The organism is Haloferax volcanii DS2 (genome assembly GCF_000025685.1).
Taxonomy (GTDB): domain Archaea; phylum Halobacteriota; class Halobacteria; order Halobacteriales; family Haloferacaceae; genus Haloferax; species Haloferax volcanii.
Map to the genome: position 1 here is coordinate 310,935 of NC_013966.1, position 16,991 is coordinate 327,925.

The window sequence follows — 16,991 nt, forward strand, 5'->3', positions numbered from 1 at the left end:
CAATCGGTCACACAAATATCCGAAAAAGACGCAAAAGACTAAGTAGTGTCGTTATAGACTCCTATTCCATGCCTGATAGCATGAATAGGCGAAACTTTGTAAAGTTTGCGAGCGGAGCGGCCGCCGGGGCCGCCCTCGCCGGATGCGCCGGGAACGGCGGCGACGGCGGATCGGGGACGACGAGCGGCTCCGGTGAAGGTGACACGACGTCGAGCAGTTCCGGCGGCGGAACCACCGACGGGTCTCGGCCGCTGGAGTGGATCGGTCCCGCGTGGGCGGTTCGCGACGGACAGGCTGACAAGTTCACCGAGATGACCGATATCTCGGTTAACGTCACCACGGCCGACATCCCGACGACCCAACAGCAGGTGCTCAGCGGCGGGCAGGCGAACATGGACATGGTCTCGTCGGACTCGCCCGGCGCGGGCGCTATCGTCCAGGACAATGACGCGAGTATTCCCGTCCCGGTCGACGAACTCGACAACTGGAACCCCGACCTGGTGTCGGACCTGTTTACCAACCCCACCGAACGGCTGAGCCACCTGGGAGAACAGACCGAGACGGTGCTCGACCTGCTGTGGGCCGACGACGAGCAGACCGAGATGCTGCTGCCGCCGCACGTGTACAACTTCGACGCCATCGGCTACAACCCGACGCAGGTGGACGACGTGAGCACGTGGTCGGCGCTGTTCGACGACCAGTACTCGGGGCAGGTGGCGATGGGCGCGGTGTCGTCTATTGCGATTCCGGAGACGCTGATGCATCTCCTGGACAACGACATGATAGACGCCGACATCGGCCAGCTCAACAACCCGACCGAAGAGCAGATGGACCAGGCGGTCGACTTCCTCGTCAGCGAGAAGCAGGCGGGACAGTTCCGCTCGACGTGGACCGCCTACGGAACCTCAGTGAACCTGATGGCGTCCGAAGAGGCCATCCTCGGCGACCTCTGGCAGCCGGCGGCGATGGACGTCCGCCGGAGCGGCACGCCGTGTACCTACGCCACGATGTCCGAGGGCGTGCAGGGCTACCGCTACTGGTACGGTGGCATCGCGCCGTTACGTCCCGGCGCGCGCGACCGGAACAACCTCAACGAGGTGTACTCGCTCATCAACGATGTCCACTACGGCGCGTGGTTCCCGGGATACATCCAGAACTGGGGATACTCGGTCCCGCACTACCCGAACCAGGAACTCGTCCGAACCGGTTCTGACGAGTCCGGCGAGGGGATGGGTCCGGAGTACTACGACTGGGCCTACGAGGGCGAGAGCACCTACACCCCCCTCTCGGAGACGCAGTTCGAGTCCGAGGCGCTGTTCGACCCCATGGAGTACGAGTGGTCGATGGAGGAAGGCGACTCCGCCAGCGACGGCATTGCCCGCGACTCCGGCCCAATCGAGGAGCGCATCGACCGCATCGGCTTCTTCCAAATCTGGCCCGACAACTCCGAGTATATGCTCTCGCGGTGGTCGGACTTTACCAGCGCCTGAACCGACGCCCACCGCGGTGCGAAATTTATTTGTACCGTCCTCGTGACTTGCCAACACATGGCATTAGAAACGTCCGAAGACACGACCACGCCGAGCCTCGGCGAGCGGTTTCGGTTCGGCGAAGTGCAGGCGCTCGTGACACCGACGGTGCTTTGGTTCTCCGCGTTCCTGCTCGCGCCGCTTGCGATTATCGCCGTGTACAGCTTCCTCACCTACGAGAGCTTCAGTGTCGTCTGGGAGTTCTCGCTGACCGCCTGGGAGTCCGTGTTCGACCAGACAGTCTACTCCACGTTCGTCAGGACGCTCGTCGTCGGCGTTGGCGTGACGGCGCTGTGTCTGCTGTTCGGCTACCCCATCGCGTACTACCTGCGGTTTTACACGAGCGAGAGCGGCGGCACGCTACTGCTTTTGTTCCTCGTTATCCCCTTCTGGACATCGGCGCTCATCCGCACCATCGGGTGGAACCCAATTCTCGGACGGACGGGCGTCATCAACAGACTGCTCCTCTGGGTCGGCGTCGTCGAGGAGCCGCTCAGTTGGCTGTTATTCTCCCCATTCTCGCAGATGGTGGGATACGTCGCCGCGTACGTGGTGTTCATGGCCGCGCCCATCTTTGTCTCGCTGTCGCAGATAGACGAAGACCTGCTCGACGCCTCCGAGACGCTCCGCGGCGGGCCGGTGGCGACGTTCAGACACATCACGCTCCCATTGAGCCTGCCCGGGGTGACCATCGGTGCCATCTTCGTGTTCGTCCTCTCTATCGGCGACTTCATGGTCCCGCAGTTCCTCTCGGGCGGCGAGTCGACCATCACCACACTCATCTATCTCGCGGTGAACAACGGGCTGAACTACCCCAACGCGGCCGCGCTCTCTATCGTGCTCCTACTCGTTATCTTCGTCGTCGTCTACGCGATGACGCGCATCGTCGACATCAGCGAGATTACGCAAGGGTGAGGATGGCATGGCCGCCGGCGTAGCGCCCGACTACCGGCTATTTTTGCGACAACGCGCTCAGTTATATTCTCTCCGCGAAAGCGTACTAATGCTTAGCATGGGAGACATTGACGTAGCTATCGGTGTAGACGCCGACTGTGTAGCTGGCTGGCTCGGGTCGTACGGCGGGGCCGACTCGCCGGCGGACCTCTCTCGGGGCCTCTCGGCGGGCAACGAGGGAATTCCGAGAATGGTCCAGCTGTTCGAAGACGAGGGTATCGACACGACGTGGTACATTCCCGGCCACACCATCGAGACGTTCCGCGACGAGGTGGAGGCGGTCGCCGCGGGCGGCCACGAAATCGGAGTCCACGGGTACTCACACGAGAACCCGACGGACCTCTCGCGGGAACAGGAAGATGCCATCATCGAGAAATCTATCGAGCTCATCGAGGATGTGACGGGCGACCCGCCGGTGGGTCACCGCGCGAGCTGGTGGGAGTTCAGCGAGAACACGCCGGAACTGGTCGAGAAACACGGCTTCCTGTACGACAGCAGCCTGATGGAACGAGAGTTCGAGCCGGGCTACATGCGGAAAGGCGACAGCTGGACGAAGATTCAGTACGAACAGGACGCCGAGACGTGGATGTCGCCGTACGAGTACGGCGCTGAGACCGACGTGGTGGAGATACCTATCAGCTGGTATCGTGACGACATTCCGCCGATGCTGTTCATCAAACAGCCCCTCTACCACTCGGGGTACAAGGACCCGAACATGATGTACGAGCAGTACTACAAAAAGCAGTTCGAGTACCTGTACAACCGCCGCGGGGCGGGCGTCTACACGTTCACCATCCACCCCGACCTGCACGGCCTGCCACACATGATTCCGTTCCTCGAAGACTTCATTCAGTACGTGAAGAGCCACGAGAACGCCGAGTTCAAGACGCTCGAAGCGGTCGCCCGGAAGTACAAAGACGACCCGAGCGTCTACGAGAGCGAAAGCGGCTACGTCTGACCAGACTGTCAGCGACCGACCGTCAGTGCGACGACCGTCTCCGAACCGACTTTTTCGACGTTTCGACCGCGACGAACCAGCGCCGCGAGCGTCCGCGGCCGGCCGGTTACTCGAACGCTGCGCGGATAGCCGCCAAGTCGTCGCCGACCGATTCCAACACGAGCATGAGCTTGATGCGCGCCTTGTGTGCCGGGAGGTCCGACCCGTCGATGACGCGGCGGTCACGGAGCGTCTCTCCGCCACCGGGTGACCCGTACACCGGCGCGACCGCCCCGCCCTGACACCGCGTCGTGACGACGACGGGGTAGCCGTCTTCGGCCAGCGAGCCGGCGGCCTCGCCCAGCGCGTTCGTCGCATTCCCCAATCCGGTCCCTTCGAGGACGACGCCGTCGGCCCCCGCCTCGACGACGGACCGGAGCTGTCGGTCGTCGGCCCCGATGTAGCTCTGGACGACGGCCACGTCTTTCGAAGACTCGATGGCGTCCACCGACGCGGACCGACTCCCGGGTTTGCGGAGGAGGCGCGTTCCCTCGCGGGTGAACCGAGCGACCGGTGACGCGTCCGGCGAGGCGAACGCATCGAGGTCGCTGGTGTGTATCTTGGTCGCGTCGCGGGCGGCGTGGAGTTGCTCGTCGAAAGCGACGTAGACGCCGCCGCGCCCCGTGAACGACTCGTCGACGGCCGCGCGGACGGCCGTGAGGAGGTTGCTCGGGCCGTCGGCGCTTACCTCGTTCGGGCGGCGCTGCGCGCCGGTGAACACCACCGGCACGTCGAGGTCCAACGCGAGGTCAAGGTAGTACGCGGACTCTTCCATCGTGTCCGTTCCGTGGGTGACGACGACACCGTCGGCACCGTCCACGGCGGCGTCGCGCGCCGCGTGAGCGGTCGCCGCGACCGTCTCGAAGTCCATGTCGAAGCTCGGACGGAGCGCCACGTCCCGTACCTCGACTTCGGCGTACTCACCGAGTTCGGGAACGGCGTCAACGAGCGCCGCGCCGCGCTTGCTCGGCGTCGCGCCGCCTTCGCCGTCGGTGCTTGCGATAGTGCCGCCGGTGCTGAGAACCGTGACCTGTGGAGGCATATGAGTGCTGTTGGGGCTCCGCGGATTAGCTCTTTCGTCCACGCAAACGCGAGCGGCGGCCCGGTGAGACCCCGCGACCACGGCCGGCGACGCTCGACCCGCCGACGACCGCCGACACACCTCAACGGCGAACGTGTCGGTCGAGGGAACAATGCAGCAGTCTGCCAAACAATATTAAGAATCAATGGAACTATTACGATTATAGCTCTGTAATTTGGAGGGCGGTGACTCCGGTTGCACCGCCTGGTGACGGACGAAACGAATCTGACGAACGACTCGGTTCAGCGGCGATCGGGTGAACCTTTTTACTATCGGCCCGGAATTATCGATGGTATGCCAGTCGACACACTGATTACTGGTGGTACGGTCGTCACCGCGACGGACACGTTCGACGCCGACGTAGCGATAGACGGCGAGGAAATCGTCGCCGTCGGCGACGCGTCGTCGATGCCGGACGCGACGGAGACGATTGACGCCGAGGGACTGCTCGTGATGCCCGGCATGATTGACCCGCACGTCCACATCGACGACATGTTCTCGATAGACACCCACGAGACGGCGTCGGCGGCGGCGGCCCTCGGGGGCGTCACCTCCTACGTCGACTTCGCCTGGCAGGCGTGGACGGGCGAGTTGTCCATCTTCGAGGAAGGCGGGACGCTGTTAGAGGGTATCGAGCGCAAGCGCGAGAAGGCCGCGAACGCCCACGTCGACTACGCCTTCCACGGGGCTATCACCCGCGAGGACCCGGCGGTGCTGTCGGAGCTCGCAGACGCCGTCGACGCAGGGGTCTCCTCGTTCAAGATGTTCACCACCTACGAACACGGCCTCTCGAACGGGTTCATGCACACCGTGATGGAGGAGATAGCCGACATCGACGCCGTCGGCGTCTACCACACCGAGGACGCCTCGCTCATCGACGCGCTCACAGCGCGGTTCAAAGCGGAGGGTCGCGGCGACCCGACCGATTACCTGCAGTCGCGGCCGGACTACGCCGAGGCGATGGCCGCCGAGGATGCCGTGCGGATGGCCCAAGAGACGGGGGCGAAGTACTACGGCATCCACACCTCCTGCCGCAAGTCCGCGGAGGTGCTGTCGCAGTTCCGCGACGACGGCTCGGCGGTCCGCGCAGAGACCTGCACCCACTACACGACGCTCACCGACGACGTGTTCGAGACGCAGGGTAACCTTCCCATGATAGCGCCGCCAATCCGCAAACAGGATGACGTAGAGGCGATGTTCGAACATCTCGCCGACGGCACGCTCGACGTGGTTTCGACGGACCACTGCGGCTACAAACGCGAGTCCAAGGAGGTAGACAACTGGTGGGACTCGACGTTCGGCGCGAACGCCCTTCAGGTGTCCGTGCCGGTGTTCCACGACGAGGCGGTCAACGAGCGCGACTTCTCGTACCCGTTCCTCGTCCGCGTGATGAGCCGGAACCCCGCGCGCATCTTCGGGATGTCGGACAAAGGCACTCTGGACCCTGGCACGGACGCGGACGTGATTCTGTTCGACCCCGAGGAGACGTACACGATTACTGCCGAGGACAACGCCTCGAACGCCGACTTCTCCATCTACGAGGGCCGAGAGGTCACCGGTCGCGTGAAAAAGACGTTCGTCCGCGGCGAACTCATCGCTGACGACGGCGAAATCGTCTCCGAGCCGGGCCACGGCGAGTACATCAACCGGGAACTGCCGGACTGGGACGCCTGAGACCGCCGGGAGGGACAGGCTTTTCACCGTCTGGTCTCATTCGACGTGTGAATGAGTAACGCAGCACAGGAGCCAGCGGTGCCGACCGACAGCGACGGCGCACCGCTGTTTCCACACGCGAACGTGGTCGCGGTGAACGCCTTCGCCGACGTGCTGGCCTCCGCGCTGGGGCCGGCGTCGCGCGACAAGATGATTGTCAACGCGCTCAGAAGCCGCGGGCCGGACGAAAACGAGGTTCCCCACGCGGCCAACGAGATGACAGCCGACGACATCACCGTCACGAGCGACGGGGCGAGCCTGCTGGAGTCGCTTCCGACCACGCATCCCATCGCGCCGGTCGTGACGCGGGTTATCGGCCCGGAGCGGCCGGGCGAGACGGCCGTCGAGGGCGCGGACATCCCCGACGGCGTCACCGCGACGGTGGTGCTCATGTCGGAGCTGCTCGACGAGGCGGTCGAGCTGTTCGACCGAGGTGTCCACCCGTACGACCTCCGAGCCGGTTACCACCGGGCGATGGACGCCGCCCTCGCGGAACTTGACGCGGCGACGACGCCGCACGACGGCCGGCGAGCGACGGACCTCGCGATTGCGCGGACCGCGATGACCGGAAACGACGTGGGCGGCGTCGTCGGCGGGTTGGCCGAGGGCGTCGTCGACGCCGTCGACGCCGTCGGCTTCCCGACCGAGGCGACGCTTGCGGTGCGGTGCGTGAGCAAGGGGTCGATGAGTGACTCCCGGCTCGTCGACGGCGCGGTGCTCGGCGTGAACCACCGCGTCTCGGAGGAGATGCCTGTCCGCGTCGAGGACGCGACCGTGCTCGCGCTGGGCGGATTCAAGCGGTCGCTGTCGGACCCAGAGCTGTGGACCGAGGGCGCCTCTCTTGACCTCTCGTCGCCCGACGACGCCGCGGCGATGGAAGACGTGTACACGGAGCGGCGCGAGCGGGTGGTCGACCGCATCGACGACCTCGGGGTCGACGTCGTCGTCACCCGCCTCGGCATCAACGACGAGTACCAGCGACTCCTCGCCGACCGCGGCATCGTCGGCATCAGGCGAGTGAACCGGCTCCATCTCGAACAGGTGGCGCGGGCGACGGGCGCAAGCGTCGTGACCAACCCGACCGACGTCTCCGCGGGCGACCTCGGACACGCCGGCGTCGTCGAGGAAGTGATGCGCGAACCGCGCCGGCACCGCCGGAAAAACCGGTTTATGACCGTCTTCGAGGGCTGTGAGAACCCCGACTCGGTGACGGTGCTCCTCCGCGGTGTGACCGATCAAATCGCGGCGCAGGCGACGAGCGAAGTGCGGAAGGCCGCCGCGGCCGTCGGCGCGGCCCGCGGCCGCGGCGGGAACCGGGGTGGTGTCATCCCCGGCGGCGGCGCAATCGAACTCCGCATGGCCGCCGCCGTCCGCGAGGCCGCGCGCGCGGAGCCGTCGCGGGCGCAACTGGCGATGACGGCGTTCGCCGACGCCCTCGAAGCCGTCGTGGCGACGCTCGTCCGCAACGCGGGCGAAGACCACGTCGAACTGCTGGCCGACCTGAAGGCGGCACACGCCGCGGGCGACGACGCCGCGGGGTTCGTCCTTCCGGACGGCGAGGTCGGAAACGCCGCCGAGTGCGGCGTCTTCGACGCCGCGGCGACGAAGCGCCGGGTCGTGCTGCGCGCCTCGGAGGTGGCGAATCTCGTGCTCAGAGTCGACGACGCCGTGGACGCCGACTTCACCGAGGAGCCGGCGGGACCGGGCGAGGCAATCTACGACGAAGAGGCCGAAAAACACGCTGACTACCTCGAACACACCGACGGGACGCGCTGGGATATCTGAGACGCGGCGCGTCGACGTGTGGGTGCCGACGGGTGGTCGCTGCCGACCTCGAAAAAGAAGCAACCGTGTTCCGTTCGATTCGGGTCGCGTCAGGCGTCCGGCCAGCGCTCGATGTAGACGGCCTCATCGGTGTAGAAGCGAATCGCGTCGTCGCCCTGCGCGTGGAGGTCGCCGAAGAAGGAGTCCTTCCAGCCGCCGAAGTGGAAGAACGCCATCGGCGCGGCGGTGCCCGCGTTCACCGCGAGGTTGCCCGCCTCCACCTCGTGTCGGAACCGCTTGGCGTCGGCCCCGCGGTCGGTGAACAGACTGGACGCGTTGCCGAACTCGCTTCGGTTGACGACCTCGACGGCGTGGTCGAAGTCGTCGGCGCGGACAAGCGCCAACACCGGCCCGAAAATCTCCTCGCGAGCAATCGTGTCGTCGGGCGACACGTCGCCGAAGACGGTCGGCCCGAGGAAGCTCCCCTCGGCGGGCACGTCGGCGTCGCGGCCGTCGTACAGGAGCGTCGCCCCCTCTTCGACCCCGGTTTCGACGTACTCCTTGACGCGGTCGCGGGCCGCCCCGGAGATGAGCGGGCCCATGTCGACGTCCTCGGAGAGACCGTTGTCCAACGTCATCCCCGCCGCGATGTCGACGACGCACTCTGCGAACTCGTCGTAAATCGCGTCCTCGACGACCGCGACGGGGTTGGCGAGGCAGCGCTGGCCCGTGTTGGCGAACGCGGATCCGATGGTCTGTTCGGCCGCGAAGTCGAGGTTCGCGGAGGCGGCGACGACGATATGATTTTTCGCGCCGCCCTGCGCCTGCACGCGCTTGCCGTGCGCGGCGGCCGTCTTGTAGACGTGCTTGGCGACGGGCGTGCTCCCGACGAAGGAGATGCCCTCGACGCCGTCGTGTTCGACGAGCGCGTTCACCGTGTCGGCGCCCCCGTTGACGAGTTGGACGACGCCGTCCGGGAAGCCGGCCTCGTCGACGAGTTCGAAGATGAGCCGGGCGGTCACGGGCGTCTTCTCGCTCGGCTTGAGCACGAACGCGTTGCCGGTGGCGACCGCGTACGGCAGGAACCACAGCGGAATCATCCCCGGGAAGTTAAACGGCGTGACCGCAGCGAACACCCCGAGCGGCTTTCTGACCGCCGTTTCGTCGATGCCGGGCGCGGCGTTCGGAAGGTGGCCCGCCTGCATCATCGACGGGATGCCGCAGGCGACCTCGACGTTCTCGATGCCTCGGCGCAGTTCGCCTTTGGCCTCGTCGAACGTCTTGCCGTGCTCGCGGACGAGCGCCTCGGCGATGTCGTCTTGGTTCGCTTCGAGCAGTCGCTTCAGCTCGAACAGGGGTTGGATGCGCTCTTCGACGGGCGTCGACCGCCACGTCTCGAACGCCGCCTTCCCCGCGCTCACCGCGTCGTCGATGTCCGCCGCGGTGCTGTAGGTGACCGACGCGACGGTGTCTCTCGTCGCCGGGTCGACCACGTCCCGCCCGTCGTCGCCGGACGCCGGACGCCATTCCCCGTCGACGTAGTTCTGTACTTCGCCTCCCGCTGAAGCGTCTTCTCGCATGGTACGTTCGACTGCAGTTCGCTCCCAATTAAGTCTTTCCTACGATTTTCGAAATATAGCTCTAAAGAAAGAATTTGTCCATTGAATTTCAAAGAGTCTCGAACGCTGTTCTAGAAATAAGCATCTAGTGCAAAGATTAATCAATAGCAGGGTAGTAGTCGTTCAACAACGATGCCGGAGCGAGAACCAAGCGGCGGGTCCGAACTGAACGAGACGGAGCGGGTCGACAAAGAGCACGTGTTCGGGACGTGGTCGTTCCAGAAGGACGTATCGCCGACGCAGGTCGTTGACGCCGACGGAGCGCAGTTCACCACTGCGGACGGTGGCCAGTACGTCGACTTTTCGAGCCAGTTGATGTGCTCGAACCTCGGTCACTCCGCGGACGCGGTCATCGACGCGGTCGAAGAACAGATGCGGAAGGCGGCGTACGTCTCGCCGGGCTACACGACCGATGCGCGGGCGAAGCTCGGAAAGAAGCTCGCGGAGGTGACACCCGGGGATCTCTCGAAGACGTTCTTCTCCACGAGTGGAACCGAAGCGGTGGAGGCGGCAATCAAAATCGCCCGGTTCTATACGGGGAAACAGAAAGTCGTCTCGCGCTATCGTTCGTACCACGGCGCGACGTACGGGTCGATAAGCGTCACCGGCGACCCCCGCCGGCTGCCCGCCGAACCGGGGATTCCAGGGACTATCAAAGCGCCCGACCCGTACGCCTACGGCTCGACGCTTGACCCGATGGAGAGTGTCGAGTACATCGACGAGATGCTCGAACTCGAAGGCGACACCGTCGCGGCGATTCTGGTTGAGCCAATCGTCGGGTCGAACGGCATACTCGTCCCACCGGACGAGTACCTGCCGCGGCTGAAGGAAATCGCCCACGACCACGGGGCGCTGCTCATTTGCGACGAGGTGATGTCCGGGTTCGGACGGACCGGCGAGTGGTTCGGCTGCGACGTGTTCGACGTCGAACCCGACATCATGACGATGGCGAAGGGGCTGACCGGCGCGTACCAACCGCTCGGGGCGACCATCGTCACGTCCGAAATCGCCGAGCACTTCGAGGAGAACATGTTCTGTCACGGTCACACGTACTCCGGCCACCCGGCCGCCGTCGCCGCCGGCCTTGCAACCATCGAGACCTACCAAAAAGAGAACCTCATCGACCGCGCCAACGAGATGGGCGGGTACGTCGGCGAGCGCATCGAGGAGCTCGCGGCGGACCATCCCAGCGTCGGCGAGACGCGCGGCGTCGGTCTGTTCCGCGGCATCGAGCTGTCGCGCCGCGCCGACGAGCGCGTCCCCTTCGGTACACGCTCGGACAAGATTAGTTCGGGGAGCACCGTCGTCGACGAGGTGGCCGCAACCGCGAAGGAAAACGGGGCGTACGTCGCGAACATGATCAACACGCTCATCATCGCGCCCCCGCTCACCATCACGAAAGACGAAGTCGACACCGCCATCGACGCGCTCAATGCCGGGCTGGCGGTGTCCGACGCGGCGATGGACTAGCCCCGACGGACCGACACGGCTTTTTCCCGACGGCGCATAGCCGTCGGTATGACCAACGGACTCCGGTCGGTCGCGGATTTGGATGAGACGGACCTCGCCATCCTCGAGCGCGTCGAAGCCGACTTCGACGTGAGTTTGGAGACGCTGGCGGTTGAACTCGACATCTCGAAATCGGCCGTCCACTACCGGATCAACAAGCTGAAAGAAAGTGGTGTGATCCGCGGCGTCACGGCCGACGTGGACCCGCGGTCGCTCGGGTTGGAGATGGTCGCCATCACCGACGTCTCCGTCACCCACGAGACGGGTTACTCCGACGAAATCGGCGCGGAACTCGACGCCCTCGTCGGCGTCGAACAGGTGTACTACACGATGGGCGACATCGACTTCGTCGTCATCAGTCGCGTCCAATCCCGAGAACAACTGAACGCGCTCATCGACCGGATGGTGGCTATCGATGGCGTGAATGAGACCTCCTCGAAGTTCGTGATGCAGGAGTTCGAAAACGACCGCAGATACGTCTCGAACCTCAGCGAGGAGGCCCGCGCCGCCGTCATCAACCCGTCGAACGACGCCGACGGCTGACGGCCGGCGAGCAGGTGCTGGCGGCCGCCATCGAGAAAAGACACGACAGTCGCAGGAAGGCCCACAACCTCGGCGGACCGGACCACAATCTCGGAGGATGATTTTGATGTATGAGTTATTTGTAGCGTCGGTAAGGAAATCAGCCGCTCAATAGCGCGTGCTTACTGATCGAGATCCGGTTGTATCAGTACTGTCAATGAATCTGCGTCGCGGCCAACTGGTTCAACTCGGAATCCATGAGCTTCAACGATGTACCGAATATCACTCGGCACAAGGTCGATGTCCCCAGCATCGTATATCTGAGGAAGAAATCGACGCCAACCAGAGGGTTTCTCACGGCAGTCCTCTTGATTAAGTGGAACTACTCCACTAGCCTCCTTATCGTAACCCTCGTCCCGGGAAATCGTACTATATCCGCGTTCGTGGAGCGAATTAAGTAGATCTCGGAAGCCATCGGCCATCGTCTCACCCAATCATCACTAAAAGAATAAGTGTTTCCATGGCCGGTATCCGCGTTACCCCTGTACGTCCCCTCGACGAAAGGAGACGGAACAGCAGTGTTTGCAACGAACCTCAGGATTGGGCCAGCCGAGGCCGAGGCGTACTGTCAGCGATACAGCCGCCGATGGCAAATCGAAAACGCGTACAAGTCGATCAAGTACGACTTCTTAGCGAAAACCTCCTCGAAAGACTACCGCGTCAGGCTCTTCTACTTCGTGTTCGCAGCGTTACTGCACAATATCTGGCGGCTTACCGACTTTCTCCTGAAAGCAGGAGTAGCGGCGATATGGACTATGCGCCTGTCCTGACAGCTGGTGAATGGTGGAATGGGTTTCTTCTGCACTGATCCCAGCAGACTAAGCAGCTCCCAATTCGGTTCGCCCTTCGTGAGTGGAAACACTATCTCGAGGCAGGAGTTTCGGACGGAAATCCGACATTTGCAGAGTTCGATTCGATAATCGACCGAAGAGGTCGATCAGGATAGATAATTCTGACTAATACATCATTGAATAAAACTGAACGCTGGCCATCCTCCGAAACAGTGGCCATCCCGACCAATAAATTTGGTATAGCGATATATGATTCATTGAGTAATTTCGGCAGCGGGTCGATATATCGCTAATCCTCGTTGTCTACGTGCGACAACGAGGTAATCGAAAGTGGTAGTTCGAAGTCATATTTATGCTAACTCCGAAAACCTTGGTTCTTAGAACGAGCCACTAACGGGCGACGCTTGTTTCCGTGCGACGAGGTGCTCGACCGGTCGGGGGGTTCGAGCTGTGACTTACCCTTGTAGGCTGTCGGTTTTCGCTACCTGACAGTCTGTGAGCGACTTTTCTGGAATCGGATAGTCGATTTCAGCTACTGGCACGTCAAGTCGTACTGTTCCCGATGAGGCCCAGTTGGCTGTCGATGTAGCCGTTGTTGTCGGCACGGACAATCCGGCGGGTGACTCGCGCTGTCCGCGAGAGTTAGCGACGTAGTTCCACCAGTGGCTCGTCACACTGCGGGCAAGTGAGTCGCTCGACGGTCACGGACGCACAACACGTCTCGTGAGTCACCTGCTCGTATTCGGTCGATTCGTCACACCGGAGACAGCGGTCAACCGTTGCGCGGACGCTTCGGAGGAGGGCGGCGATTTCGTCCGGCGGACGTTCGTTCCACCCAGTATATCGCTCCGAGAAGACCGCTTTCGCCCGAAGGTCCGCGTCAAGCGCAAGCGAGGACGGCCACGCTGCGATAGGGTCGCCGTCGTCCGAAAGCGTGTAGCGACCCTGCTGGCTGGTGAACGAGCCGTCGGTCGGAGGGAGTTCGAGGATGTCGCGTGCGAGCGAAGCCGATGGCGACTGCGGCGGGTCAACCGCGGCCAGCGACGCTTTGAACTCCGGGTCGAGAGCGAAGTCTCCATCCGAGGACTCGCGTAAAAGCCCCTGCGAGAGAAGCCATGCGTCGGTGCTCTCCTCGCGTGACACCGTCAGCGGCTGCTTGCCGAACCACGCGAGGAGCCGTGACGGCAGGTAGCGCTTCGTCAGTTCCGGCGTGCCCGGAACGAGGTAGCCTCGAAAGTACACCGTCGCGAGCGCCCCGGTCAACGCCACAACGGCCGCGACACCGGACAGCGGAATCAAGACGACCGCGACGAGTGCCGAGAGAGCAACGTTCACCGCCGTACAGGCCCAACACCGATTCGAGCCAGTGTACTCGTCTCGACGCAGTCGGCCACCGAGGTCGTTCGTAACGCGGGATAGAGGCACGTATGTCACTGCCCCCTACTTAGCACCAGTTCGTCCGGTCAGCACAGACCTCTTCAGCGACGGCTTCGCCGCATCCGGAGAGGGCGTCGGCCACGTCGCAGATGATACCGACGAAGCCGACACAGGTCAGGCCGGCGATGGGGACCGCAATCCCGGTGAGCCCGCAGATGAACGCGCCGGTCGCCGCGCAGCCGACGCTACAAGTGAGGCCGACGGCGAACCCACAGGCGTAACAGCCGTCGACATCGACGTCGTCGTCGAGGAGGTCCCACGCGAGGTTCGACAGGTCACTCCCCGTGGTGAACCCGTCGTAAATCTCGTCGATGACGGCGTTCGTGTCGACGTTGTTGACGGCCCGCCGAGTCGCATCGGCATCGAGGTCGAGTTCGGTAGACGCCAAGCCATCGGAGCTGTTTGCGGCGGACACCGTCTGTTCACCGGCCTCGGCGTCGAATCGCTCGATACGGGTGGTGAATCCGTCTTTCGTCTTGTGCGTGTAATCGAGAACGCTCAGAATGAGCGAATCCGACGTGGCGTCTTCGGCGAGCACGACGGCGGCTTCGGCGTCGTCGTTCGGGTGCTTGACCGGGTACTCGACGACGTACCGGTGAATCTTCTCGCCGTCCGGCGCGTCGTCGGCGGCGACCTCGACTTCGCCGACGGTGACCGACTCGCCGCGAGACACTGTCCCGTCACGGGAGTTCGCCTTCGCTTCGAGACGGTCGAACTCGTCGCTCTTCGCCAACCGAGTCGCCACTTTCGCCTCAGCTTCGCCGTCGAGAATGCTGATGTTCTCGGCAGCGACGGCGTTCCCGGCGGCGGCAGGGGACAACGCGAGCCCCGTCCCGACCGCGCCGGCGCGACGAACGAAACTGCGTCGGTTGAGTCCGCTCTCCTGTTCGTTACTGTCGTGTTCGTTGTCGTTAGCTCGGGTCATCGTGTTACCCAATCGACACCATGGCGGGGACACACATTGCGTCATGGACCGTTAGAGAACCGCACCGACTGCGGTCGCCGCGCACGAGGTGACGTAACGACACAGCAACTGCACGAATCCGTCACGCTCTGCGGAGACGGTGCAGTTCGGAAGTGGTGACTGTAATCCGGATTTCAGTCAACAGAAATGTCAAGTAATGAAGGTCAAAAGTCGTCGGTGATGCCGTCTCCAACCACCGAAGAGATAATCGACCTCGTCACCCGCCGGTGGGACGTCTTAGAGTCGCTTTCGGATCGCGCATTATCCAAGCCGGAATTAGAGGCGACGCTCGGGGTCTCTCGTTCGACGGTGGACCGGGCAATCGGTGAACTCGAAGCGGCGTCGATGGTCGTCCGCGACCCGTCGAGCGGCTACCGGCTGACGGAGCTCGGTCGGCCGGTGTATCGGCTGTGCAAACGGACTCGACGGTGTCTCGATGCCGTGACCGAAGCGCACTCCCACGGGTCGGCGGTTCCATCGGGCGCGAACGGCGAGCTACCGATGTACGACGGGGCGAGGCTCGTGTCCTCGGAGCCGCACGTTCCGGACAAGCCACTGCAACATCTCCTCGACACGATGCGCGAGGCGGAGTCGCTACGCGGCTACACCCCGGTCGTGTTACAACAGTACGTCGAGGTGTGCCACAAGCACGCCACGCGCCGAGAGGCCGATGTCGAACTCGTCGTGCCCCCGCAAGTCCATCAGTGCCTGCGGACGACGTATCCCGACGAGTACCGACGCGCGCGTCGGGCCTCGTGCGTCCGCCTCCACGAAACGTCGGCCTCGCTGCCGTTCGGACTGCTCCTGTTCGGTGAGGGGGCGGACCGGACGTGCGCGCTCGTGTCGTACTCGAAGGCCGGTGCGACGGGCGTGCTGTTCAACGATACGGCCTCGGCGATTGGTTGGGCGACGCAGACGTACCGCGAGCTCAAGGCCGATTCGACCCCGGTCGACCAGCCGAAAGCGACGCAGTAACCGTGCGCTCATCCGTCGAACTCCGGTGTAAACAGCTCTTCGACGGAACAATCGAAATAGCGCGCGAGCTTGAACGCGAGTTCGAGCGACGGGTCGTACCGCGAGTGTTCGATGGCGTAGATGGTCTGTCGACTGACGCCGACCGCAGTCGCCAGTTCCTCTTGAGTGATGTGTTCTTCGGCCCGCTTCACTCGGATGTCGTTCTCCATCGGTGTCAGACGCGCTGTCGGAACTCGGTCGCGCCGAGGACGCAGAACATCGTCCCGAGACCTGCGACCGCGAGGAAGGTGACTGCGCTCGGGACCGGCCGGGTACTGAGGGCGTACGACGCGAACACGCCGACTAACGACGCGAGCATGACTCCGCCGGTCGTACTGAGCGCGCGGTCGATGTTGCGCACGTCGCGTTCGTCGACCACGCTGTCGGAGGACGACCCGCTTCGAACCGCGTATCCGACGTTCGCGAAGACGGCGATGACCGCAGGAACGACCACTAACTCACCGACTGAGGGAGGGGGTTCCGCACCGAGAAAGGGAGAGACAACCGCCGACAGGAGCGCCGGAACGACGAACAGCAGGAAACTGTACGTCGGTGGGAGCCACCGCGACATCTCACTGTCCCCCACTTCCGAACTCGCTCGACAGGATTCCGGGGAGGTCGGTCAGCCAACTAACGACCGCACAGACGATCATCACGCCGACAGCGGCCATATAGCCCCACACCGTAACCGTGTCGAGTACAAAGTCGATTGCGACGAATCCCGAGAGGATGACAGCGCCGCTGACCGCCGCCGCGACGACGACGAGCAGCGCACCGTAAGCGCGCATCGGACTGTTTACCATACGATAAACGTGTATTTCCAACAACATAAATGTAAAGGCCGCTTTCCATAATGTCAAACGGACACGTCATCCATTCGATACCGATGGCGAGTACAGCGGCGATTCTCACCGAGTTCGAAATCTCCGACAAACTATCCGATACGAATCTGGTGACTCGCTATACTGCGGTCGGGTTGGCTCTGGTTCGGCACGGTTGGTGTAGAACGACATATTCCAATCGTTCTGGTTGGAACG

15 protein-coding genes and 1 pseudogene are annotated in these 16,991 nt (G+C 63.4%); 9 read left to right on the forward strand and 7 right to left on the reverse strand.

Annotated features, from left to right (window positions below):
• Nucleotides 1-80: 80 nt before the first annotated feature.
• From HVO_RS03190 to HVO_RS03200, 3 genes are all read left to right on the forward strand, one after another.
• Nucleotides 81-1,490 (forward strand): extracellular solute-binding protein, encoded by a 1,410-nt coding sequence (locus HVO_RS03190; protein WP_004043215.1) that lies wholly within the window; start codon nt 81-83, stop codon nt 1,488-1,490.
• A gap of 57 nt (nt 1,491-1,547) precedes the next feature.
• Nucleotides 1,548-2,444: an ABC transporter permease gene (locus tag HVO_RS03195; RefSeq protein ID WP_004043216.1), complete on the forward strand. Its 897-nt coding sequence runs from the start codon at nt 1,548-1,550 to the stop codon at nt 2,442-2,444.
• A 97-nt stretch (nt 2,445-2,541) separates the two neighbouring features.
• The gene (locus HVO_RS03200; RefSeq protein WP_049914847.1) at nt 2,542-3,441 is read left to right on the forward strand and encodes a polysaccharide deacetylase family protein; all 900 of its coding nucleotides are present in this window, start codon (nt 2,542-2,544) and stop codon (nt 3,439-3,441) included.
• A gap of 106 nt (nt 3,442-3,547) precedes the next feature.
• Here HVO_RS03200 and HVO_RS03205 read toward each other — a convergent pair whose 3' ends face one another.
• On the reverse strand, nt 3,548-4,522 hold the full coding sequence (locus HVO_RS03205; protein WP_004043218.1) for an asparaginase: 975 nt from the start codon (nt 4,520-4,522) through the stop codon (nt 3,548-3,550).
• 333 nt (nt 4,523-4,855) lie between these two features.
• Here HVO_RS03205 and HVO_RS03210 point away from each other — a divergent pair, with 333 nt between their 5' ends.
• Nucleotides 4,856-6,235, forward strand: coding sequence for a dihydroorotase (locus HVO_RS03210; protein WP_004043219.1), 1,380 nt, complete (start codon nt 4,856-4,858; stop codon nt 6,233-6,235).
• Nucleotides 6,236-6,286: 51 nt separating this feature from the next.
• Nucleotides 6,287-8,059 (forward strand): TCP-1/cpn60 chaperonin family protein, encoded by a 1,773-nt coding sequence (locus HVO_RS03215; protein WP_013035193.1) that lies wholly within the window; start codon nt 6,287-6,289, stop codon nt 8,057-8,059.
• Nucleotides 8,060-8,148: 89 nt separating this feature from the next.
• Here the strand turns inward: HVO_RS03215 and HVO_RS03220 are convergent, their stop codons facing one another.
• Nucleotides 8,149-9,618 (reverse strand): CoA-acylating methylmalonate-semialdehyde dehydrogenase, encoded by a 1,470-nt coding sequence (locus HVO_RS03220; protein ID WP_004043221.1) that lies wholly within the window; start codon nt 9,616-9,618, stop codon nt 8,149-8,151.
• A gap of 171 nt (nt 9,619-9,789) precedes the next feature.
• Between HVO_RS03220 and HVO_RS03225 the strand changes: the two genes are divergently transcribed.
• The 3 genes and pseudogenes from HVO_RS03225 to HVO_RS03235 form a co-directional block, all read left to right on the forward strand.
• Nucleotides 9,790-11,127, forward strand: a complete 1,338-nt coding sequence (locus HVO_RS03225) for an aminotransferase family protein (RefSeq protein WP_004043222.1) — start codon at nt 9,790-9,792, stop codon at nt 11,125-11,127.
• Nucleotides 11,128-11,175: 48 nt separating this feature from the next.
• On the forward strand, nt 11,176-11,709 hold the full coding sequence (locus HVO_RS03230) for an Lrp/AsnC family transcriptional regulator (protein ID WP_004043223.1): 534 nt from the start codon (nt 11,176-11,178) through the stop codon (nt 11,707-11,709).
• A gap of 521 nt (nt 11,710-12,230) precedes the next feature.
• A pseudogene (locus HVO_RS03235) lies at nt 12,231-12,570 on the forward strand (transposase); the annotation flags it as partial.
• A 611-nt stretch (nt 12,571-13,181) separates the two neighbouring features.
• Here the strand turns inward: HVO_RS03235 and HVO_RS03240 are convergent.
• The gene (locus HVO_RS03240; protein WP_004043225.1) at nt 13,182-13,874 is read right to left on the reverse strand and encodes a hypothetical protein; all 693 of its coding nucleotides are present in this window, start codon (nt 13,872-13,874) and stop codon (nt 13,182-13,184) included.
• Nucleotides 13,875-13,983: 109 nt separating this feature from the next.
• Nucleotides 13,984-14,901: a halocin C8-like domain-containing protein gene (locus HVO_RS03245; RefSeq protein ID WP_004043226.1), complete on the reverse strand. Its 918-nt coding sequence runs from the start codon at nt 14,899-14,901 to the stop codon at nt 13,984-13,986.
• A 219-nt stretch (nt 14,902-15,120) separates the two neighbouring features.
• Here HVO_RS03245 and HVO_RS03250 point away from each other — a divergent pair, with 219 nt between their 5' ends.
• A complete protein-coding gene (locus HVO_RS03250) occupies nt 15,121-15,915 on the forward strand; it encodes a helix-turn-helix transcriptional regulator (protein WP_004043227.1) in 795 nt (264 codons plus the stop codon).
• A gap of 8 nt (nt 15,916-15,923) precedes the next feature.
• Here HVO_RS03250 and HVO_RS03255 read toward each other — a convergent pair whose 3' ends face one another.
• The 3 genes from HVO_RS03255 to HVO_RS03265 are packed head-to-tail and all read right to left on the reverse strand — an operon-like array spanning nt 15,924 to nt 16,757.
• Nucleotides 15,924-16,124 (reverse strand): helix-turn-helix transcriptional regulator, encoded by a 201-nt coding sequence (locus tag HVO_RS03255; protein ID WP_004043228.1) that lies wholly within the window; start codon nt 16,122-16,124, stop codon nt 15,924-15,926.
• Between the two features lie 5 nt (nt 16,125-16,129).
• The gene (locus tag HVO_RS03260; protein ID WP_171810344.1) at nt 16,130-16,525 is read right to left on the reverse strand and encodes a hypothetical protein; all 396 of its coding nucleotides are present in this window, start codon (nt 16,523-16,525) and stop codon (nt 16,130-16,132) included.
• A 1-nt stretch (nt 16,526) separates the two neighbouring features.
• Nucleotides 16,527-16,757 carry a hypothetical protein gene (locus tag HVO_RS03265; protein ID WP_049914850.1) on the reverse strand — a complete coding sequence of 77 codons (231 nt, stop codon included), beginning with the start codon at nt 16,755-16,757 and terminating at the stop codon, nt 16,527-16,529.
• Nucleotides 16,758-16,991 lie beyond the last annotated feature (234 nt).

Bases quoted from the DNA above. Each gene is read 5' to 3' on its own strand.
- HVO_RS03260 (WP_171810344.1), bottom strand. From the start codon at position 16,525: ATGTCGCGGTGGCTCCCACCGACGTACAGTTTCCTGCTGTTCGTCGTT.
- HVO_RS03220 (WP_004043221.1), bottom strand. From the start codon at position 9,618: ATGCGAGAAGACGCTTCAGCGGGAGGCGAAGTACAGAACTACGTCGAC.
- HVO_RS03230 (WP_004043223.1), top strand. From the start codon at position 11,176: ATGACCAACGGACTCCGGTCGGTCGCGGATTTGGATGAGACGGACCTC.
- HVO_RS03250 (WP_004043227.1), top strand. From the start codon at position 15,121: ATGCCGTCTCCAACCACCGAAGAGATAATCGACCTCGTCACCCGCCGG.
- HVO_RS03215 (WP_013035193.1), top strand. From the start codon at position 6,287: ATGAGTAACGCAGCACAGGAGCCAGCGGTGCCGACCGACAGCGACGGC.
- HVO_RS03200 (WP_049914847.1), top strand. From the start codon at position 2,542: ATGGGAGACATTGACGTAGCTATCGGTGTAGACGCCGACTGTGTAGCT.
- HVO_RS03265 (WP_049914850.1), bottom strand. From the start codon at position 16,757: ATGGTAAACAGTCCGATGCGCGCTTACGGTGCGCTGCTCGTCGTCGTC.
- HVO_RS03225 (WP_004043222.1), top strand. From the start codon at position 9,790: ATGCCGGAGCGAGAACCAAGCGGCGGGTCCGAACTGAACGAGACGGAG.
- HVO_RS03255 (WP_004043228.1), bottom strand. From the start codon at position 16,124: ATGGAGAACGACATCCGAGTGAAGCGGGCCGAAGAACACATCACTCAA.
- HVO_RS03195 (WP_004043216.1), top strand. From the start codon at position 1,548: ATGGCATTAGAAACGTCCGAAGACACGACCACGCCGAGCCTCGGCGAG.
- HVO_RS03205 (WP_004043218.1), bottom strand. From the start codon at position 4,522: ATGCCTCCACAGGTCACGGTTCTCAGCACCGGCGGCACTATCGCAAGC.
- HVO_RS03245 (WP_004043226.1), bottom strand. From the start codon at position 14,901: ATGACCCGAGCTAACGACAACGAACACGACAGTAACGAACAGGAGAGC.
- HVO_RS03190 (WP_004043215.1), top strand. From the start codon at position 81: ATGAATAGGCGAAACTTTGTAAAGTTTGCGAGCGGAGCGGCCGCCGGG.
- HVO_RS03210 (WP_004043219.1), top strand. From the start codon at position 4,856: ATGCCAGTCGACACACTGATTACTGGTGGTACGGTCGTCACCGCGACG.